The 20,279-nt window shown below is 60.5% G+C and carries 13 protein-coding genes, 1 other RNA gene and 1 pseudogene; 5 read left to right on the plus strand and 10 right to left on the minus strand.

What is annotated here, in order from left to right:
* Window positions 1-1,525: 1,525 nt before the first annotated feature.
* Window positions 1,526-2,484: pseudogene (locus AC0V2S_RS20000) on the minus strand (GlxA family transcriptional regulator).
* Window positions 2,485-2,590: 106 nt separating this feature from the next.
* Here AC0V2S_RS20000 and AC0V2S_RS20005 point away from each other — a divergent pair.
* Window positions 2,591-3,139, plus strand: a complete 549-nt coding sequence (locus AC0V2S_RS20005) for an acyl-CoA thioesterase (RefSeq protein WP_475511246.1) — start codon at window positions 2,591-2,593, stop codon at window positions 3,137-3,139.
* A 33-nt stretch (window positions 3,140-3,172) separates the two neighbouring features.
* On the opposite strand, the gene AC0V2S_RS20010 is transcribed toward AC0V2S_RS20005, so the two are convergent.
* The 4 genes from AC0V2S_RS20010 to AC0V2S_RS20025 form a co-directional block, all read right to left on the minus strand.
* Entirely contained in the window at window positions 3,173-4,006 is an 834-nt protein-coding gene (locus tag AC0V2S_RS20010; protein WP_475511247.1) for a hypothetical protein, read from the minus strand.
* A gap of 56 nt (window positions 4,007-4,062) precedes the next feature.
* Window positions 4,063-5,886, minus strand: coding sequence for a hypothetical protein (locus AC0V2S_RS20015; RefSeq protein WP_475511248.1), 1,824 nt, complete (start codon window positions 5,884-5,886; stop codon window positions 4,063-4,065).
* Between the two features lie 10 nt (window positions 5,887-5,896).
* Window positions 5,897-7,405 (minus strand): OmpA family protein, encoded by a 1,509-nt coding sequence (locus AC0V2S_RS20020; protein ID WP_475511249.1) that lies wholly within the window; start codon window positions 7,403-7,405, stop codon window positions 5,897-5,899.
* A 113-nt stretch (window positions 7,406-7,518) separates the two neighbouring features.
* Window positions 7,519-7,905, minus strand: a complete 387-nt coding sequence (locus AC0V2S_RS20025) for an outer membrane protein assembly factor BamE (protein WP_475511250.1) — start codon at window positions 7,903-7,905, stop codon at window positions 7,519-7,521.
* Window positions 7,906-8,361: 456 nt separating this feature from the next.
* Between AC0V2S_RS20025 and AC0V2S_RS20030 the strand changes: the two genes are divergently transcribed.
* Genes AC0V2S_RS20030 through AC0V2S_RS20040 form a run of 3 tightly spaced genes read left to right on the plus strand, consistent with a single transcriptional unit; the run spans window position 8,362 to window position 10,268 of the window.
* The gene (locus AC0V2S_RS20030) at window positions 8,362-9,435 is read left to right on the plus strand and encodes an NAD(P)-dependent alcohol dehydrogenase (protein WP_475511251.1); all 1,074 of its coding nucleotides are present in this window, start codon (window positions 8,362-8,364) and stop codon (window positions 9,433-9,435) included.
* A 16-nt stretch (window positions 9,436-9,451) separates the two neighbouring features.
* On the plus strand, window positions 9,452-9,664 hold the full coding sequence (locus AC0V2S_RS20035; protein ID WP_475511252.1) for a hypothetical protein: 213 nt from the start codon (window positions 9,452-9,454) through the stop codon (window positions 9,662-9,664).
* Window positions 9,665-9,719: 55 nt separating this feature from the next.
* Complete coding sequence (locus AC0V2S_RS20040) at window positions 9,720-10,268, plus strand: N-acetyltransferase family protein (RefSeq protein WP_475511253.1); 549 nt, start codon at window positions 9,720-9,722, stop codon at window positions 10,266-10,268.
* A 103-nt stretch (window positions 10,269-10,371) separates the two neighbouring features.
* Here the strand turns inward: AC0V2S_RS20040 and ssrA are convergent.
* Window positions 10,372-10,758, minus strand: a transfer-messenger RNA (tmRNA) gene (ssrA, locus tag AC0V2S_RS20045).
* Window positions 10,759-10,912: 154 nt separating this feature from the next.
* Between ssrA and AC0V2S_RS20050 the strand changes: the two genes are divergently transcribed.
* Complete coding sequence (locus tag AC0V2S_RS20050) at window positions 10,913-13,837, plus strand: ATP-binding protein (RefSeq protein WP_475511254.1); 2,925 nt, start codon at window positions 10,913-10,915, stop codon at window positions 13,835-13,837.
* A 70-nt stretch (window positions 13,838-13,907) separates the two neighbouring features.
* Here AC0V2S_RS20050 and AC0V2S_RS20055 read toward each other — a convergent pair whose 3' ends face one another.
* The 4 genes from AC0V2S_RS20055 to AC0V2S_RS20070 form a co-directional block, all read right to left on the minus strand.
* Window positions 13,908-14,204 (minus strand): hypothetical protein, encoded by a 297-nt coding sequence (locus AC0V2S_RS20055; protein WP_475511255.1) that lies wholly within the window; start codon window positions 14,202-14,204, stop codon window positions 13,908-13,910.
* Window positions 14,205-14,358: 154 nt separating this feature from the next.
* Window positions 14,359-17,178, minus strand: coding sequence for an FAD-binding and (Fe-S)-binding domain-containing protein (locus AC0V2S_RS20060; protein WP_475511256.1), 2,820 nt, complete (start codon window positions 17,176-17,178; stop codon window positions 14,359-14,361).
* A gap of 54 nt (window positions 17,179-17,232) precedes the next feature.
* Window positions 17,233-18,402, minus strand: coding sequence for an FMN-dependent L-lactate dehydrogenase LldD (gene lldD / locus AC0V2S_RS20065; protein ID WP_475511257.1), 1,170 nt, complete (start codon window positions 18,400-18,402; stop codon window positions 17,233-17,235).
* A gap of 82 nt (window positions 18,403-18,484) precedes the next feature.
* A complete protein-coding gene (locus AC0V2S_RS20070; protein ID WP_475511258.1) occupies window positions 18,485-20,176 on the minus strand; it encodes a lactate permease LctP family transporter in 1,692 nt (563 codons plus the stop codon).
* Window positions 20,177-20,279: the final 103 nt, after the last annotated feature.

Genomic DNA, 20,279 nt, shown 5'->3' on the forward strand with positions numbered 1-20,279 from the left:
TAGGCCATTGAGCAGGTGATAACCGGTGCTGTGGGCAGCGTCGACGCCCGCTTTATTCAAACAGCGAACGGCGGCGGACTCCGTATCGTGCTGTGCAGCCATCAGCGCGACCTCTACATCTGCTGCAAGGCAGTAGCGATCACGCCCTAGCCAGTGAACCAGGCCCGCCTTGTTCAGGCGTCGTAACACGCGCGCACGCTGGCCAGGCACACGGCTCGCCGGCGCTGTTCAGGCGCTGATGCAGTTCGGTCCCGGAAATGTTTTTCTCCGCGGGAGCGACCTGCGTGCTGGCAGCGGCCAGTGCGGCCAACACCTTGAGGCGAGGCATGGAAGAGCGCAGGCCTGCGGCTTGAATCAGCTCGCGCAGCAGGTGCTTGTCCGGCTCTCGGTGGGGCTTCAGTGCCCCTGAATCAAGGTACGAAGGCGCTATAGCCAGCATCTTAAAAACTCCAGGGGTGGTTACGATTGCGGCTGTTTTCGGCGCTCAGTTTTCCATGGGTGGCGTGAAATATTGTCGATTTGAGCGAACAATTCGCAAAGTTACACAGCTGTTGGCGAACACTGCTGTGAGTTAATTCAGACCACGCGTGTAGCTTTGGAACGGAAGTGGCGCCCCACGCGGGAGGTAGGCATGTATGAAGGCGGGGAGCGCGTTGCAGGTTAGTCCGACAGCTATGGCTGCTAAACATCGTCCTTGAACAGGGCTCTTTATTAAGAATACTTTGACCACGACTCAACCCTTGGCGAGCCGATTAAGTTCAGCTTCAGCCTTGGGTGAAAAAACCGGCCTAAAGCCGGTTTTTTCGTTTCCAGGGATTAGGAATTGTGCGAACAGCTTTCTTTGTTGACGGCTACAACCTGTATTACGGCGTACTTCATGGGTCGCCCCATAAGTGGCTGGACCTGCCTGCATTGCTAGGTTCCATCCTCGCTATTCAGGATCCTGCAGCACACTTTCATCGGTCAACTACTACTCTACTACTCCGCTCCCGTCATCGCTAGGCTCGCTACGCGCGGTCAAGCTTCCAACGACGCCCAGAGCGGTACCTTCGTGCTTTGCAGGCAAGAGGTGTGGCAATTACGTTGGGGGCCCACCGGCTTACCAAGGGTTTTTCTCCCGATTTGTGGAAGGGCAGCAGGCATCGCGTTTGGATCAGGTCGCGATCTGGCAGCTCGATGAAAGGAAACCGACGTTAACCTTGCGCTGGGTATGTATCGCGCAGCCGGTCGTTCAGATCAGTTGCAGATTGAACAAATCGTGCTGGTTTCCGGTGACTCGGATCTTGCCCCGGCTCTGGCGGCGATACGTGAGGACTTTCCCCACGTTCGGCTAGGCGTAATTCTTCCCCATCGTGGAGATGCTGAGCGCTTGCACCGAGAGGCGCCAGGCTCGCTCAAACAGCATGCCGATTGGCTGCGTCGTTACATTTCGGTAGCAGAGCTCGCGGCGCATCAGCTGCCGCCGAAAGTCCCTCTGCCCAAGAAACCCGCGATAGTAAGCCAGAGTACTGGTAGCCAGCACCACTCATCCCGTCCGCACCTGAAACCGCTTGCGATACGCCGCTGGCAGCAGCCCCACTCGCTGTTGAAATAACCGGCGAAACGAGTTGCTGTCTTCGTACCCGACTTTGTAGGTAATGCTGTCCAGGCTCATGCGCGTGGATTCCAGCAAGTGCTTGGCTTTTTCCAATCGCAGCGTTTGTAGGTAGGTGATGGGCGTGTAGCCGGTGGCCTCCTTGAAGCGGCGCTTGAAGTTGCGCACGCCGAAGCCGAATTGCTGCGCCAGTTCGTCGATCAGCAACGGCTCGGCAAGTGGTCTTCGAGCCAGTTCTGCACCCGCAGAACCTCGCCGTCGCCGTGGTTTTTGGGCAGCGACCACATCACATACACCGACTGCTCGCTGCGCACCGCGTCTACCAGCAAATACTTGCTGCATTGTTGCGCCCAGCTCCAACGAGGCGAAGCGCCGAACCAGATGCAGGAGCAAATCCATGGCGGCACTGGCACCGCCCGAGGTGATAACGCGGTTGTCTTCGCAGAGGATCTGCGCGTCGTCGAGCAGCACCTGCTCGTAACGGCGGCGCAGCAGGTCGGCGAAGGCCCAGTGGGTGGTGGCGCGAATGCCGTTGAGCAAACCCGCTTCGGCCAGCACAAACGCCGCGGTGCACATCGAGGCCACCACTGCGCCCTGCGCATGCTGGCGGTTCAGCCACTCGGCGTAAGCGGGGAAGGTCGGCAAAGCTTGTTTCAGCGTGAACAGAAAACCGGGCACCAGCACGAGATCGGTATGGGCGATGCATCCATGGCGCACTGCACCTGCATGACCTGGCCGGCTTGGGAGGTCACGTCGTTACCGTCGAGCGAGGCGACCTTCACGTCGAACAACGGGGCATCGGCAAACTGGTTCGCCGCGCTGAGCACTTCCAACGCAATGTTGGCGCTGGCGGCTGAGCAGTGTTCTGCCAGAAGTAGCGTCACGTGCATAACAGACCCTATTGCGCATTTCGCATGAAAAAAGTCATTTGTGCATCTACTGTAGCGCAATGCCGCGCCCTAAGATGCCCGCCAACACACACTGATTGGCGTACTTATGAATCTCTGGTTCCGACTTTTCCTGATGCTGCTGCGCCGCCCCTGGCGCAAACCGGTGGCGCCGATGGCCACCACGGTTGTGCGTATGCGCGTATGGCCGCTGGACCTGGACCTTAATCGGCATGTCACCAACGGCCGCTACTTCACCTTGGCTGACCTGGGTCGCATGGATTACGTCCTGCGCAGTGGTGCGTTTCGCGTGGCGCTCAAGCACAAGGCTGTGCCGATTGTGGGCGACACCTGGGGCAAATTCCGTCGAGAGCTACGGTTGTTCGAGGCCTTTGAAATCCACACCCGCATGCTCGGCTGGGACCACAAATGGAGCTTTATGGAACACCGCTTTGTAAAGGACGGACGGGTGCTGGGCGTGGTGGTGATGCGCGGGCTGTTTCGCTCGCCCAAGGGCGGTGTGGCGCCGGGGGAGTTTGCGCGGCACCTGGGTTTAGCTGAAGAGTCGCCGGTAATGCCCGAGTGGCTGACAGGGTGGTCGCGTAGCTGCGACGAGATGAGTGGAGCGTTGCGCGAAGAAGAGGGCGCGCGTTCTTGAGATAAAAAAGGCCGGTATAAACCGGCCTTTTAGTTACTCCACCGCGATGGTCAGTTCCGGGTTACCGAAGCCATTTAACGTGGCATTGGATTTCTCGAAGTAGGTTCGCCAGAAGCTCTCCAGGTTCTGAATCATCTTGCCGCTGCGGTAGCCGTTCTTCGCCGTGGTGGGGACAAACGCCGCGCCGTGCACGTACACGCGCGCGCCGCTGAAGTTGGCCAGCAGGTTCTGCTTTTCAACCTTGGCCATTTCGACCGCCGGGTCGATCTGACGAATACCGCCGGCGGTATAGAAACTGCCGAAGTCGCTGTATTCCAGCATGTCGGACACCAGCAGTATCACCTGCTCGTTAACACCTTCGGCTTTGGCGGTGTCTTCACCAATTGCTTTGAGGCTGAACAGAATCTCGCTGCGCGGAATGTCCGAACTGGCCTTGCCCATCACCGAAGCAAAGGCTTTGCCGAAGCTCTGGAACATCGCTGCCTGTTGGCCTTTGAGGCAGCCATCAAACTTGCGCGTGGACATCATGGGCACGTTGCCGAGCACCTTGGGGTCTAGCGGTTGTTCCAGTTCGCCGGCGTACTGCAGGCGGGTGTAGTGCCCCTCCAAGTAGGCGCTGAATGAGTACAGGCGAATCTTGTCGCCCGGTTTCATAAACCGCTTGATGTGGTTCCAGGCGGTGCGCTGCAGATCGGTTGTGAGCGGTGTGGTCTGGTCCACCACGACGGTCAGCATTCGCCCGGACGGGGCACTGCGAAATTCGTCGATACGGGCCTGGGTGTAGCAGCTGGGCACGTCGTTGCGTTCGGCCGCCAACAGGGTGAAGGGGGCCAGCAGCAGGGCCAGTAGCAGGCGCTTGAACGTCATGGTGTCTCCGTAGTCGGGGCAAGTGCCGGTGAGCCAGGTGCTCACCGGCAACCGGGTCAGGCCTTGGTCAGCATTTGCAGACGACGGGCGCGCTTGATGGTGTCGAGCTCGACGCCCTTGGACGACGCCACGTAGGACAGGTCGTCGTCGTGGAACTCCGTCAGGTCGCCGAACTGGTGCGGGTCGAACGCGCCGCTAGCGGCGGCAACAGGCGCCGCCTCAACCACTGGCGCAGGCTCAACAGGCGCAGGTGCGACTTCCACCGGTGCGACGGCAACGGCCACGGTCACGGCGGCAACCGGGGCAACCGGCGCGTTTACCGGCGCTGGGCTGACATCGGCGGCGAACATGTCGGCGGTGCCTTTGAAGGCGTCGCGCAGGGCGAACAGTGCCGGGTCTTTGATCTGGTCCAGTCGCGGACGCGCCACCCGTACGATTTCGGCAATGCGCGCGTTGTCGTTCTGCTCGATCGCGGTGTTGAGGTCTGCCGTGGCTTTTTGCAGGTAGTTGCGGATGACTTGCTGGCTGTCGTTGCTCAGCTTGTCCAGGTGGCCTTTCTGTTCCTTGAAGGCTTTCTTGCCATCTTGCTCGGCAATAAACACGTCGAAGGTACGCCGCACGGTGTCTTTCTTCAGTTGCTCGCGGTCGGTGCCGTTGGCGCGGAAGACGTTGAGTTGCAGGGCCTGTAGTTTGCCCAGCGCGGTTTGCGCGTCGGTGGCCACGTGCCGTGCTTTGGCGGCGTGGTAGCGGACAAAGTCATCGGCGCTGGAGAACTTGTGAATCATCTCCCACGCCACGCGCGAGTAAGTGCCGGCAAAGCCGAAGGTGTAGGCCAGGAACGTACTGGTCAGTTGAATAAAGATAAACAGGCCGCTCAATACCGCAAAGGTAACCAGCGATGCACGGTGCATGGCGTCGATCTGGTCTTGCGCCGATTTGCCGGCCGATTCCTTGGCGATGTTTTGCATATCGCTTGGCAGCGGGAAGTCATCACCGCTTGCAGCGGGGAAGTCATCGGCCGATTGCGAAATGGCAGGCGGGTTGGCCACCAGCTCGGCTTCCTGGGCGTTCAGGGTTTCGGTACGCACCCAGAAAGCAGCGACGGCCAGGCCGATAATAAACACGCCGTAAGCGGCGATCAGGCCGAAGCGCTTGGCCGGCTTCTCGCCATCTTTAGGCAGTTTTACCCGGTTGAGCAGTTGCTGATAGTGCGGCTTGTCGTCGTCAACGTTGGTGTTGTCGATGGTGACGATATGGGTGCGCACCATATCGCCGGCGTCACCGGCGCTGCGCATGTTTTCGAACGACAGGGTCTTGGCGACCACGCTGTTCAGATACATCTGGCGCCCGGCAAATTCCGACAGGAACAAGCCGATGATCGAGATCACCAAACCGATGGCAAACGCTCCGGCCAGTGCGGTATTGGGCGTAGCCAGAGTGAGCGCGAACGGGGCCAGGGCGAAGCCGAAGGCCGAGGCTTCGATCAGCATCAGCACGATGATCAGCGACCACATGCCGATGCCTTTTTCGCGGCGATTGTCTTCGTCGATCTTGCCCAGGTAGTCCTGGCAACGACGGAAGTTGGCTTCCGAAGGCTGGTGGTTACGGAAGTAGGTTTCGTACTTCATGCACAGCTGCGATTCGGACTCATAGAAGCCCACTGCATTGAGGTTTTCAGCACTGGCCTGTTCCTTGGAACCGGGGTTTTTCACCCAATGGGCAATGCGCCCCAGCCATGGTACGGCGATGCGTGTTTGCATCAGCCAGAAGCGCACTTCGTACCAGTTCACGATGATCGGAATGGCCAGGAAGATGATGACCATGACCGGCACGATGAAGTGCCAATACAGGCTGAAAAACGTCTGGAATGTATCGAGCATGCTGGCTTCCTTAGCGGCGGATAGGCTGGAACGGAGCGACGTAAGCGTCACCCTGTTTGGCGTAGTAGATTTCGCCGGCAGTAGCCGTGCCGGCACGCTTGTCGAACACGATGTCCATGCAGGACACCGGCGCATTCTTCTGGTCTACCGCGAACACGCGGTAGAGCACTTCGGTCTCGCCTTCGTAGGTGTTGGCGATGGACTGGAAGGGCTGAGATTGTTTCTTTTGCGCCGCATTGGCGAAGTCGGAAATGAACTGCATTTTGGGCGCGACCGGAACTTGCGCGCTGTCGCGCAGAATGCCGATCGGCCCCACGCTGGCCACATGGCCGTTCACCTTTTGCGCCCACACCTGGCCGTTCAGCCCGGGGTAGAAATCGGTGGTAGCGAAGTCTTTCAGCGTGGCGCCAGTGGCCAGGTTTTTTACCTCACCATCCACGCGCGGCAAGTCGCCCACGCATGACACCACCGGCTGGTCGGCGTAGGCCGTGCCGATGAGGGAGAAACTCGACGATTTCGGGGTGATATGGCTGGCCAGGGTCGAGCGCGTATCGGTAACCGGCGAGCCACCAAAATCGATGCCGCCCTTGCTGTCCAGTTGCACGATAACCGGTGCCTTCGGGCCGCTCGGTAGCGTTGGGGCTTTGGCGACTTCGGTCGGTTGGCTGGAGCTTGTCGGCTTGCTGGAAGACGCCGTTTTGGCTGGCGCTGGCTTGGCCTTCTGCTCGACGGCGGTGCCGTGGGCCAGGTATTTGGAGTTGTTGCGCTCACTGCGTACGCGTTGCACCAGCACGTCCTGGTTGTCGACTTCGACGAATTCGACCCGGCGGTTTTTGGTGCGGCCTTCCACGGTGGTGTTGTCGGCGACCGGGCGCGACGAACCGGCGCCCTGGAAGAAAATGTCCTGCTTGGGAATACCGGCCGTAGCGAGAATTTCGCTAACGCTGCGCGCGCGTGCTTCGGAAAGGCTCTGGTTCAATGCGGCGCTGCCGGTGGAGTCGGAGTGGCCAACCACCAGCACCTTTTTGCTCTGCGCGCCCTGCGTGGATTTTTCCCGCGAGCTGGCAAATTCCTTGGCCATGGCGCTGAGCTTGGTATAGCCCTCGGGCGTCAGGGTGGAGGAGCCGGACGGGAACATTTCCTGCACTTGTACCAGTGCTTCGACGCCGACGGTTTCTGTTTTGCCCTCGGCGTTGACGCGTTGGATTTCATTGACCTGTGCGTCCAGGCCTTGTTGCTTGGCCACGGCGCGCAGGCGATCGACGCGCTGCTTGTAGGCGTAGGCGATGCCACAGCCCAGAGCGCCGCCTGCTGCAGCGCCGGTGGCGATCTGCTTGGAGTTGCCGCCGGCCGCCGCGGTAATGCCGCCAATCAGCAGCGCACCGGCGAGCGCACCGGCCCCGCATACCACGCCCGAGTTGTTATCGCTTACGGCGTTATCAACACTGGCGCAGCCGCTAAGACCCACTGCTACAGCGACGGCCAGGGCAGTCGGCCGCATGGTCTTGAAATTGATCATTCCCTTACCTCTTCGTTTCAAGTCTCGGCGCGTGGCTGAGGCTGTTGCGGCCGTCTGGCCATCCATTGCAAGTGCCATCGCGCAGGCCATGGCACCCTTTGCGTTTGCGTGGCTTACATGCCGGCCGCATCGAGCAGGGCGTTGCCGCTCTGGCCAGGTGTGCCGCCGGATTTATAGGCGTTGACCAGCACGCCGTTCTTGTCGAACTCGACGACCGTGTTCTCGAATTTGTTGGGTTTGAACGGCAGCGCGGGGATCAGGGTGTAGGTGTACGTCCACACTTCCTTGCCCATGATTTCGGCTTTTTGCGGCGGGTTGCCGATGGCGGCAATCACGTCGGCCTGGCGGGTTTTACCTTTCTGGAACCCATTCAGTTGCTGTTCGCTGACGTAGGTGCCAGTGCTGTAGTCCAGGGCCGACGTGGCTTTTTTGGTGGCCGCACAGCCAGACAGCAGAACGACGGACAACGCGCTGATGGCGACCAAAGCTGTTTTTTTCACAGGGGTATTCCTACTCGTTTTCAGGATGTAAGGAGCCGGTGCCGCAGGTGGGCAGACTCAAATCGAGGGTGCAACGACGCCGGAAACCGGTCAGTGAACAGACGGGTAATACCAGGCGTGATTAGCCGTGAAGCGAGGGTATTTCGAGAGATAAATGCCGCAGGCGGGCAAAGGAGGCGAGCGATTCAACAGTCCATGTCATTACAGCGAGTCCTGATAATGCGAAGTGGGTCGCAGTATGCCGCAATGGCACTCAGCCATCTATTGTTTTTTGGCGCCGGGAAAAAGGCGTGACAGTGTTTGTGGGCGGAACGGCAGCATCTGCTTGCGCTGCGCAGCTTAGCCGACGTCCGGTCGCGAATGCCTGCCGCGCTGTCCCCTCAGGTTGATCTCTATCAATAGCCGACGGGGGTTGTAGGGACAATCTGACGCAAATCTCGCATCGGAACCCCAGTCATGGCACTTATGAAAGCCGCGGTCTTTGTTGAAAAGAACCGCATCATTCTCGCCGAAAAACCTATCCCCGATATCGGCCCGCTGGACGCGCTGATCCGTATTACCACCACCACGCTCTGCGGTACCGACGTGCATATCCTGCGCGGCGAATACCCCGTGGAAAAAGGCCTGACCATTGGCCATGAGCCGGTCGGCATCATTGAAAAGTTGGGCGCTCAGGTGAAGGGTTTTACCGAAGGCCAGCGGGTCATCGCCGGCGCCATCACTCCCAGCGGCCACAGCTTTGCCTGCCTATGCGGCTGCGCTTCACAAGACGGGCCCGACACACCGCACGGGTTTCGCGCCACCGGCGGCTGGAAGCTCGGCAACCTCATCGATGGCAGCCAGGCCGAGTACCTGCGGGTGCCGGATGCCATGGTCAACCTTTGCCCAATTCCCGACCACCTGACGGACGAGCAGGTGCTGATGTGCCCGGACATCATGTCCACCGGGTTTAGCGGCGCCGAACGCGGTGACGTAAAAATCGGCGACACCGTGGTGGTGTTTGCCCTCGGCCCGATTGGATTGTGTGCCGTGGCCGGCGCACGACTTAAAGGTGCCACCACCATCATCGGCGTCGACACCGTGGCCGAGCGTATGACCGTCGCCCGCAGCATGGGCGCCACCCATGTGGTGGACTTCAAGCAGGGCGACGTGGTGGCACAAATCATGGCCATCACCGGCGGCCGAGGTGCCGACGTGGCGATCGAAGCCCTTGGCGCCCAATCGACCTTTGAGTGGGGCCTGCGCGTGCTGCGTCCCGGCGGCACGTTGTCGAGCCTTGGTGTGTATTCCAGTGACCTCACCATTCCGGTGAATGCCTTTGCTGCGGGGCTGGGTGATTACAGCATCGTCAGCACCCTGTGCCCGGGCGGCAAGGAGCGCATGCGCCGGCTGATGGAAGTGGTGTCCAGCGGCAGCGTCGACCTCAAGCCTCTGGTGACCCACCGTTTCAAACTCGACGACATCGAGGCCGCCTACGAACTGTTCGCGCATCAGCGCGACGGCGTATTGAAAGTGGCCATTACCCCCTGAGCTGGAGGGCTCTTTTATGTTGATTGCAATCGATCACAGCACCGCAGGGCAGCCCTGCACAGTGCACCTGGACGACTACCACGTGCGGTTCAGCTCCGATGCCCAGGCCGAAGCGTTCGTCAGCCAACTACGTAAACGCATCGCGGCGCCGCATGTTTTACCCCGCGCGGCGCCCGGCAAGTTCCGCCGTACCGAGGCCGCGTTCAATCCTCTGGATCGTTCGGCCTGACGCCTGCTACCTGTTTCTTCACAGCCTTGGGACTACCACCATGACACCCCATGCAATGACGCTCAGAGAATCCCCGCCACTGAGCCTGCCCAGCCTAACCGAACACTGGATCGACACCCTGGATGACGGCAGCCATGTGCTGATCCGCCCTTTACAAGCGCAAGACCGTGAGCGCGAGCTGCAATTCATCAAACGCCTATCACCGGAAGCGCGCCGCGCGCGGTTTCTCTGCTCATTCAGCGAGCCGTCGGCGGCGCTGATCGATCACCTGATGGACGTGCAATACCCCTTGCACATGGCCTATGTGGCGCTCGTGCATGACAACGGCGAGCTGCGCGAAATCGGCGTCGCCCGTTACGCGCAAACGCAGCATCGCCATTGCGAATTCGCCGTGGTGGTGGCCGATGATTGGCAGCGCAAGGGGTTGGGTCGCGTATTGATGGAACACCTGATGGATGCGGCGCGGCGCAACGGCTTCAAACACATGAAGGCGACTGATCTGGCCAGCAATGTGCACTTGCATCGGCTGCTGAAAACGCTAGGTTTTGACAGCCACTATCAACCGGACGACTTTAGCGAGATTGTTCACCACTGCGAGTTGTAGGCCTTGGGAGAGGCTGAGGAGCGCTGTGCCAAGGTGCGTTGAGGCATAAACTGCGCGCAGTAAAAAGCCCCCGAAGACTTGCGTCTTCGGGGGCTTTTTTATCTGGTGGAGCCGGGGGATTTGAACCCCCGTCCGCCAGTCCGCTGCTGTCGGTTCTACATGCTTAGCCGTGTCTATTGAGTTAACCCTCAGCCGCCCGACGGGCAGGGTGCTTTGGGCGAGTTGTGTAAGTTTTAGCCGGTTCGTCCACAACGTACTACGCGGCGATTCTGTTCTATATGACAATCACTTTGGGTTTACAGACATCCCCTCGTGATTGCTGGAGCCGAAGCTACCAGAAGTGCGACTAGGCTGCTTACGCAGCTAGTTGGGCACCGTAATTGTCATCATTGGCAATTATAGAGTTTTGCAACAGTGGATTTACGAGTTCTGTTACCAACTCGGCATGCCCCTCAAGTTTTGTAACCGGCGTCGAATCCTAATCGGCCCCAAAACCTACCGTGATACACGATTGGGACCGGCAGTGTACGGGAAAGGTTCCGGTGAGTCGACCGGCTTGCCGTACATCATTCCCGCCAACAGGCTATATGATTAGGCTCAAAAGCATTCTGTAGTAACGTGCCGATATTCTTGAGACCTGCCCTATGCCGAGTTCGCCGCGTTACCCCCTGCGCCAATGGATTTGGCGCGCATTTCTGCAAAGCGCCCTGATTCCACTGGTGTTGGTGGAGTCGGTGCTTATCGCTGTGTATCTGCTCACCAATACCGCCATCCGCGACACCCAGCTGGATTATCTGCAGCAGCGCGCTGCGCAAGATTTGACCGGTACCGTGCAGCGTGAAGGCGAGATCATCGGTCGGCGGCTCGAAGGGCTGGAAGCGCAGGCCAAGGTCTACCAGGCGGCCACCACCCGCGCCCTCGGTGACATGACCTACCACGCCGACGCGCTGGAACGTTCTCGCTATTCGGTCACTCCCGATGGTGTGCATTACACCCACCGTGACGATGGCCGCGCCGCGTCGTTCTATTCCAACACCACGCCGGTGGATAAACAGGACCACGAAAAAGCCCTGCGCTTGTCGCGCGTGGACGTGCTGATGCGCTGGATCCGCGATGCCAACCCGCTGGTGTCGGCGCTGTATTTCAACAGTTGGGACAGCTACAACCGCATCTACCCCTTCTTTATGACGCCCGATCGCTATGCGCACGACATGGTGATCCCCGATTACAACTTCTATTACCTGGCTGACGCCAAGCACAACCCTGAGCGCAAGGTGGTGTGGACCGACGTGTACCTCGATCCCGCCGGCCAGGGCTGGATGATGTCGGCTATCGCGCCGGTGTACACCGGCGATTTCCTCGAAGGCGTGGTGGGGCTGGATATCACCGTGGGGCAGATGGTCAGCGAAATCGGCAACCTGCAGGTGCCGTGGCATGGCTATGCCGTGCTGGTTAGCCGCGATCAAAAAGTGATCGCCTTGCCGGCCGCCGGTGAGCAGGATTTCGGCCTCAATGAATTGACCGAATACAGCTACGCCGAAGCGGTGCGCCGTGAAGTACTGAAACCCGACGACTTCGATCTCAAGGACCGCCGCGATCTGCAGCCACTGTTGCAGGCGATGAATTCCAGCCGCAGTGAAGTGAAAGAAGTGCTGCTCGGCGGGCGCAAGCAACTGGTGGCCTGGAGCGAAATTCCGCAAACCGGCTGGCGTTTGTTGGTGGTGGTGGATGAGGCGAATATTTTCCAGGCCACCAACAATCTGGCTGAGCGTTATCAGCAAATTGGCTATCTGTTGATTGCCGGTTTGCTGTTTTTCTATCTGCTGTTCTTCGCCTGGATGTGGCGGCGCTCGCGCTTGCTGACGGCCAAGTTGGCCAAGCCCATGGCCGAGGTCGTGGACATGATGGGCGAGCTGGGCCGTGGCAACTTCAGGCCGCAGGCCGGAGACATCGAGATTGACGAACTGGCCTATATGGCCGAGTCGGCGCAGCAGACCGGGCGTCAGTTGCAGGCCAGTGAAGACGAGCGCTACAAGGCGCAAAGCCAGTTGGAGCTGGTGCTGGAAAGTACCACCGAGAGCGTCTGGGAAGTCGAGGCGCGGAGCATGACCATCACGGTGCGCGGGCGTGGGGTGAAACGGTATGGTCTGAATATTCAGTGCCTGACGTTTGCCGAGTTCAACCACCGCGTGCACCCGGATGATCTGGACCGCCTGCGGCAACTGCGTTTCGGTTTTGCGGACAGCAGCGAAGACACCTTCGAAGCGCAATACCGTTTTGCCGATGCCGATGGCCAGTACGTTTGGCTACTGAGTCGCGGCAAGGTGCTGGAGCGTGATACGAACGGCCGGCCGCTGCGAGTGGCCGGTACCCACGTGGATATTTCCAGCCTCAAGCAGGTGCAGGAAGACCTGCGCCGTACCAGCCTGGAGGCCCAGGAAGCGAGCCAGGCCAAGAGCCGTTTTCTGTCGAGCATGAGCCACGAATTGCGCACGCCGCTGAATGCGATTTACGGCTTTGCGCAATTGATCGAGCTGGATGCCCAGGAGCAACCGGGCGGCGAGCAGCAGGCCGATTACGCGCGGGAAATCGTCAACGCCAGCCGCCACCTGACGGCCTTGGTGGAGGATATTCTCGACCTCTCCAGTATCGAAAGCCGCCGTCAGCAACTGCGCTTTTCGGCGGTGGATGTGGCTGATCTGTTGCGCAGTTGTGCCGAGCTGGTGCTGCCAGAAGCCTTGCAGCGGGGTCAGCAGTTGCAGGTGATGGCCACTGAGCAACCGGGGCTGTTTGTGTGGGCCGATGTGCGTCGGGTACGTCAGGTGTTGCTGAACCTGCTCTCTAACGCCATCAAGTACAACAGCCCGCAGGGCATGGTCAGTCTGGGCTTTGAGGTGCGTTCTACGGGCATTCGTTTGTGGGTGCAGGACACCGGTCCGGGCCTTACTGATGAGCAGCAGTCCAAACTATTCCAGCCGTTTCAGCGGTTGGGTTGGGAGAATTCGACCATCCCCGGCGCCGGTATCGGCCTGGTATTGAGTCGCGAGCTGGCGGAGTTGATGGATGGCGAACTGGGGTTGCTGAGCACGCCGGGTATTGGCAGCCGCTTCTGGATTGATTTACCCAGCGCGGCCGCCCCCGACAGCAGCGCTCAGGCGCAGGCGGATGCTGTCGAGGAACCTAAAGAATTGGCGGCGGTGCTCTGTGTTGAAGACCACCCGGCGTGCATGCGCGTATTGCAGGAGGGGCTGCGAGAAATGGCGGATGTGCGCGGCGCCGCGTCCATCCAGCGAGCCTATGCGGTGCTGGAAAGCTTCACGCCGGACCTGCTGTTGCTGGACCTGGATCTGCCCGACGGCGATGGCCTGCATATCCTCGACATGATGCGACGCACGCCTCATCTCAGTGAGGTGCCGGTGTTGGTGATAAGTGCCGCCGCCGATGAGGAGGTGTTCGCCGACGCCATACGCCGTGGCGCTCAGGCCTGCCTGGCCAAGCCCATCGATCTGCAACAGCTGCGGCAAATGGCGATGAAGTTGCTGGGAGATGTCGTGGTGATCAATCGTTAACTATTGCGTGGAAACGACCCATAAAAAAACCGGCAATGCGCCGGTTTTTTTATGGGCGTAAGCAGCGTGATCAGCTGCCGCTGCCTTTACCGCTGCCCTCGGTGTTCGGGGCTTCCAGGCGCTGTACAGCCATGGCGGATGCTTCTGCACATTTCTTGTCGTCACCGGCGGCCTTCGCGTCATTGGCTTTGGCCTGCAGTTCAGTCACTTCGGTTTTCAGTGACTCGCTCAAGGTGGCCTCTTTGGTGGTGAGGGTGTCCTTGATTTTTTGCAGGTTGGAGTCGCACAGATCGGCGGCGAAAACAGGTGATGCCATCAGGGTCGCGGACAGTAGTGCCGCTGAATACAGCAAGGCGGTGCGCTTCATGGTGAATCTCCTTCTCGGGGCTGCAGCTCTCGTCCAGAACCCCCGGATGGGGCTCGCGGAGCCGTGAGGGGCGAGACTGTCAAAACCCGCCTAAACAAGCGGGCGTATACAGATGGACTTTCACCGAAACGCAGCGGTTCAGTGTTTTTTCGGCTTATGCGGAGACAGCGCCGCGCGGTTGGGTCACCCGATCCACCAGATACACCAACCCGTGGTAGTCGATGCCGCCATGCTGGCTCAGGCCGATTTCGCAAGTGCGGCTGGTGGAAATACCCTCGTCGCAGTACTGCACGGCGTCTTTCAGGCTGCGCAGCGAATGGGCGTTGAGCTCTGGTGTTGTAAAGCCTTTGTCGCCAGCAAAACCGCAGCAGTGAATGCCTTCGGGTACCACCACCTGTTTGCTGCATAGGCGCGCCAGATCAATCAGTGCCTGGCTTTCGCCCAGGTGCTGGGTGCTGCACGTGACGTGCACGGCGATGGGCGCTTCCTGGGCCGTGAACTCCAGTCGGTCGACCAGGTGCGTGCGAATAAACCGCACCGGGTCATACAGGTCCAGTCGTTGTTCGCCGAGGTCTTGAACCAGGCGCAGGGTGCACGGGCTGGTGTCGCAGTAAATCGGATCGAGGCCGCCGCGGCTGGCTTTGAGCAGGGCGCCGATCAGCTCCTGGCGTTTGCTCTCCGCCTGCTCGTTGTAGCCCTTGGAGGCGAAGGGCTGGCCACAGCAGAGGTTGTCCAGGTTGTCGGGGAACACCACCTGGTAGCCGGCTTTCTCCAGCAGGCCCTGGGTTTTACCCAGCAACGATTGCTGCTCGCGGTCGCCGGCTGCCGGACCCATCACACGCGACACACAGGCCGCCAGATACACCACCCGCGGGCGCTGATCTTCAACCGGCAAGTTGAAGCGAATGGCGCTTTCCGGCTGCGGCATGGCCGCGTTCCACTGCGGAACACGCTGTTGCGAGGCCTTGCTGAGTGCGGCAGACACCTTCGCCAGCCGCGGTGCCCCGAGCATCATTCGCGCGCCGTTGGCGACATGCAGCGTAAAGCGCGCCCCTTGCAGTGCGGCGTGAAAATGGCGGCCTAGCCAGGCGGCGGCTTTGCCCTGGTCGGCCTGCCGGGCGCGCAGCTTTTTCACCAGCTCGCCGGTATTGATGCCGACAGGGCAGCGTTGTGCACACAGGCCGGTGGCGGCACAGGTGTCTATGCCTTGGTATTGGTAGTCCCGCTCAAGCGCGGTGGTGTCGATGCCGGCGCGCTGTTTGGCCTGGATATCGCGCCATATCACAATGCGCTGGCGTGGGCTCAGGGTTAGCCCTTTGGACGGGCACACTGGCTCGCAGAACCCGCATTCGATGCACTTATCCACAATCTCGTCGGCGGCCGGCAGCGGCTTCAGATTTTTCAGGTGCACCTGTGGGTCTTCGCTGAGCACCACATCCGGATTGAGGATGCCGCGCGGATCAAGCAGGCGCTTGAGTTGCCACATCAACTGGTAGGCGTCGCTGCCCCATTCCAGCTCAACAAAGGGCGCCATATTGCGCCCAGTGCCGTGCTCGGCTTTCAGCGAGCCGCCGAACTCCACAGCCACCAATTGCGCGACGTCGTCCATAAACGCCGAATAGCGCGCCACCTGTTCGGCTGTGTCGAATGCCTGGGTGAACACGAAGTGCAGGTTGCCCTCCAGGGCATGGCCAAACAGGATGGCTTCGTCGTAGCGGTGTTTGTCGAACAGGGCGATCAGGCGGTGCACGCCGATGGCCAGGTGCTCCACCGGGAAGGTCACGTCTTCGATGATCACCGTGGTGCCGGTTTGCCGCACGGCGCCGACTGCGGGGAAGGTGTCTTTGCGGATGGCCCACAGTTGGTTGTACACAGTGGGGTCGGTACTGAAGTCCACCTGCTTTTCCACCGGGAAGCCGACCAGAGACGCCATGATCAGACCGATCTGCTCTTGCAGCAGACTGTCACTCGCGGCGCGGGATTCGATCAGCAGGGCGCAGGCGCCTTCCGACAATTCCCGCACAAAGGCCGGCATGCCGGCTTTGTTTTCTACCGAGCGCAGGCTGCGGCGGTCGAGCAATTCAACTGCCGAAACCGGTTGGCTTTTCAGTACGGTAACGGCGTTGCAACAGCTCTCCACATCGGTGAATACGATCAACGCCGAGGCTTTGTGCGGATGGTCGATCACGGTGTCGTAGGTGACTGCGCTGATAAAGCCTAACGTGCCTTCGGAGCCCACCAGCAAGTGAGTGAGGATGTCCAGCGGCTGGTCGTAATCGACCAGGGCGTTAAGGGGCAGGCCTGTGGTGTTTTTCAGCCGGTATTTGTGGCGGATCTTGGCGGCTAACTCGGTGTTGGCGCGGGTGTTTCGGCCCAGGTCGGCGAGTTGCTCGAGCAGGGCCCCGTGGCTGTTCTGAAAGGCAGTGACACTGGCCGGGTCTTCGCTGTCGAGCCGCGTGCCGTCAGCCAATACCAGGCGTAAGCCGGCGAGGGTGTGGTAGGTGTTTTGCGCCGTGCCGCAGCACATGCCGCTGGCATTGTTGGCGACAATGCCGCCGATTTTGCAGGCATTGATTGACGCCGGGTCGGGACCGATTTTGCGCCCGTACGGCGCGAGCCAGGCGTTGGCCTGAGCGCCGATCACGCCGGGTTGCAGACGGATCTGCCCGCCGTTCTGACGAATCTCCCGGCCATTCCAGTTGTCGCCGAGCACGATCAATACCGAGTCGCTGATGGCCTGGCCGGACAGGCTGGTACCGGCGGCGCGGAAGGTGACCGGTACGTTTTCGGCGTGGGCCAGCTTCAGCAACTGCACCACCTCTTCCTCGCTTTCCACTCGCACCACCAGCTTGGGAATAAGCCGATAGAAACTGGCGTCGGTGCCGAAGGCCAACGTGGAAAGCGGATCGTCGAAACGCCGCTCGCGCGGGATCAGCTGTTCAGCGGCGGCGAGGAAGGCGGTGGGCAGCGTCATGGTTGCTCCTGAACGTGATGCGGTGAATCGTGTGATTCGGAATCGCAGGCCGGCTTATTGCTGGAACTGCTCCACCTGCGCTTTGCCGATTTCGCGAACCAAGGACTCTTCGCTGATATCGGCAATGGTCTTGGCGCCGGTCAGCACCATGGCCACGCGCATTTCCTTTTCAATCAACTCCAGCAGGTTAGTCACGCCTGCGCCGCCAGCGGCTGCCAGGGCGTAGATAAAGGCGCGGCCAAGCATCACGGTGTCGGCGCCGAGGGCGAGCATGCGCACCACGTCCAACCCGTTGCGAATACCCGAGTCGGCCAGAATCGCCAGCTTGCCTTTTACCGCATCGGCAATCGCCGGCATGGCGCGGGCGCTAGACAACACGCCGTCGAGTTGGCGGCCGCCGTGGTTGGACACCACGATGCCATCGGCGCCGAACTTCACCGCGTCCTTCGCATCTTCGGGGTCGAGAATGCCTTTGATCACCATCGGGCCTTCCCAGAAGTCGCGGATCCACTCCAGGTCTTTCCAGGAAATCGACGGGTCGAAGTTGGCGCCCAGCCAGCCGATGTAGTCGGCCAAGCCGGTTGGGTTGCCCCGGTAAGCGGAGATATTGCCTAGGTCGTGTGGGCGACCGAGCAGGCCGACATCCCACGCCCAGCTAGGATGCGTCATGGCTTGCAGCATGCGGCGCATGCCGGCGTTGGCGCCGCTCATGCCCGAGTGGGCGTCGCGGTAACGGGCGCCTGGCACAGGCATGTCGACGGTAAATACCAAGGTGGTGACGCCGGCGGCCTTGGCGCGCTCCAAGGCGTTTTTCATAAAGCCGCGGTCTTTGAGCACGTAGAGCTGAAACCACATCGGCCGGTCGATGGCCGGCGCCACTTCTTCAATCGGGCAGACCGACACGGTCGACAGCGTGAACGGAATGCCTTTGCCTGCTGCAGCCTTGGCCGCTTGCACTTCGCCTCGGCGGGCGTACATGCCGGTCAAACCGACCGGCGACAGCGCAACCGGCATCGCCAGGGTTTCATTGAACAGACGGGTTTCCAGGCTCAGTTCGGACATATTGCGCAGCACCCGCTGACGCAGCGCGATGCTGGCCAGGTCTTCGACGTTGCGGCGCAAGGTGTACTCGGCGTAGGCGCCGCCGTCGATGTAGTGAAACAGGAACGGCGGCAGCTTGCGTTGGGCGGCGATGCGGTAGTCGGAGGAGGCGGAAATAATCATAAGGTCGTCCCGTAGCTAGAAAGGCGCGAGGCGCGTTCAGTTCAGCCCCGGCGACGCGCGCGCTGCCGGGGCCAGCGGGTTATCAGTGCACCAGCATGCCGGTGAGCCAATAGGCTTGCGCCAGGGTGATCAGGCCAACAAAGGCGGCGAAGATCAGGCTGTGCTTGAGGGTGAAGCGGAACAGGTCCGACTCCTTGCCCACCAGCCCGGTCGCGGCGCAGGCGACGGCGATGGATTGCGGCGAGATCATCTTGCCGGTCACGCCACCGCTGGTATTGGCGGCCACCAGCAGGGTGTCGTTGACGCCGATCTGGTGCGCGGTTGTCGCTTGCAGGGAGCTGAACAGCGCGTTGGACGAGGTGTCCGAGCCGGTAAGAAACACGCCCAGCCAGCCGAGGAACGGCGAGAAGAACGGGAACGCCGCGCCGGTGCCGGCCAGTACAAGCGCCATGGTCGACGACATGCCCGAGTAGTTGGTGACGAAGGCAAACGCCAACACCATGCCGATGGACAGAATCGGCCAGCGCAGCTCGAACAGGGTTTCTTTAAAAGTGGTCAGACCAGTTTTAATGCTGATCTTCAGAATCAGCATTGAGATCAGCGCGGCAAAGAAAATCGCTGTGCCGGTGGCCGAAATCGGGTCAAGTTTGAAGATCGCCGGTATGGCGGTCGGTGCGGTCACGATAGGCGCGGTTTTGATCACCAATTGATCAAGATGCGGAATCGCGAAGTTGAACACGGTGCTGTACATCGCACCGCCGGCCGCGAACATCGCCTTGAAAGGCTTGAGGGTCCAGATGGTCACCAACACGGTGAGAATCAGGAACGGCGACCAGGCTTTGAAAATCTCGCCCAGGCTGTACGGTGAGGCGGTGGTGGTGCGCGGCTGGCCGAAACCACCGGCGCTGGCCACGGCACTGCCACCGGTAGCGCCAGCGATTTGCGCGTTGGCGCTACGACGCGGCTGCCACACTTTGAGGAACAAGGTGAGCGACACCAGGCTGACCAGTGCCGAGGTGATGTCCGGCAGTTCCGGGCCAATGAAGTTGGACGTGAAGTACTGGGTAATGGCGAAAGACAAACCGGCCACCAGCGCGGCGGGCCAGGTTTCCTTGATGCCACGCCAACCATCCATCATTGCCACCAGCCAAAACGGCACGATGACCGACAGCAGCGGCAATTGGCGACCGGCCATGGCGCCGATCTTGAAGGCGTCGATGCCGGTTACCTGGCCGGCCACGATGATCGGAATGCCCAGGGCGCCGAAGGCCACTGGCGCGGTGTTGGCAATCAGGCACAGCCCGGCGGCGTAGAGCGGGTTGAAGCCCAGGCCTACCAGCAACGCGGCGGTAATGGCCACCGGAGCACCAAAACCTGCTGCCCCTTCCAGAAAGGCGCCGAAGGCGAAACCGATCAGCAGCACCTGCAGACGTTGGTCGTCGGTAACCGACAGAACCGAGCTGCGGATGATCTCGAACTGACCGCTTTTTACCGTCAGCTTGTAGAGAAACACCGCCGCCACAATGATCCAGGCGATGGGCCAAAGGCCGTACACAAAGCCATAACCGGCGGCGGCAAAGGCCATGTCGGCTGGCATCTGAAAGGCGAAGATGGCGATCACGATCGACAGCGCCAGGGTAATGCTGCCGGCCACATGGCCTTTTAGGCGAAACACGGCCAAGGCAAGAAAGAAGAAAACGATGGGTACGACGGCCGCGAGGGCGGACAGCCCAAGGCTGCCCAATGGGGTGTAAAGCTGTTGCCAGGTTTGCATCGTGGGTTGGCTCCCTGATTATTGTTGGGTGTGCCTGGGTATTGAGTCACGGGTCCAGGCGCTTTTGGCGAAGTGGGGTGCTCAACTCGTTCGCCGGGTAAAT

Source organism: Pseudomonas sp. CC11G (assembly GCF_056174845.1).

Bases quoted from the DNA above. Each gene is read 5' to 3' on its own strand.
- AC0V2S_RS20055 (WP_475511255.1), bottom strand. From the start codon at position 14,204: ATGAAGCGCACCGCCTTGCTGTATTCAGCGGCACTACTGTCCGCGACC.
- AC0V2S_RS20010 (WP_475511247.1), bottom strand. From the start codon at position 4,006: ATGACGTTCAAGCGCCTGCTACTGGCCCTGCTGCTGGCCCCCTTCACC.
- AC0V2S_RS20015 (WP_475511248.1), bottom strand. From the start codon at position 5,886: ATGCTCGATACATTCCAGACGTTTTTCAGCCTGTATTGGCACTTCATC.
- AC0V2S_RS20040 (WP_475511253.1), top strand. From the start codon at position 9,720: ATGACGCTCAGAGAATCCCCGCCACTGAGCCTGCCCAGCCTAACCGAA.
- lldD (WP_475511257.1), bottom strand. From the start codon at position 18,402: ATGATTATTTCCGCCTCCTCCGACTACCGCATCGCCGCCCAACGCAAG.
- AC0V2S_RS20020 (WP_475511249.1), bottom strand. From the start codon at position 7,405: ATGATCAATTTCAAGACCATGCGGCCGACTGCCCTGGCCGTCGCTGTA.
- AC0V2S_RS20070 (WP_475511258.1), bottom strand. From the start codon at position 20,176: ATGCAAACCTGGCAACAGCTTTACACCCCATTGGGCAGCCTTGGGCTG.
- AC0V2S_RS20060 (WP_475511256.1), bottom strand. From the start codon at position 17,178: ATGACGCTGCCCACCGCCTTCCTCGCCGCCGCTGAACAGCTGATCCCG.
- AC0V2S_RS20005 (WP_475511246.1), top strand. From the start codon at position 2,591: ATGAATCTCTGGTTCCGACTTTTCCTGATGCTGCTGCGCCGCCCCTGG.
- AC0V2S_RS20035 (WP_475511252.1), top strand. From the start codon at position 9,452: ATGTTGATTGCAATCGATCACAGCACCGCAGGGCAGCCCTGCACAGTG.
- AC0V2S_RS20030 (WP_475511251.1), top strand. From the start codon at position 8,362: ATGGCACTTATGAAAGCCGCGGTCTTTGTTGAAAAGAACCGCATCATT.
- AC0V2S_RS20050 (WP_475511254.1), top strand. From the start codon at position 10,913: ATGCCGAGTTCGCCGCGTTACCCCCTGCGCCAATGGATTTGGCGCGCA.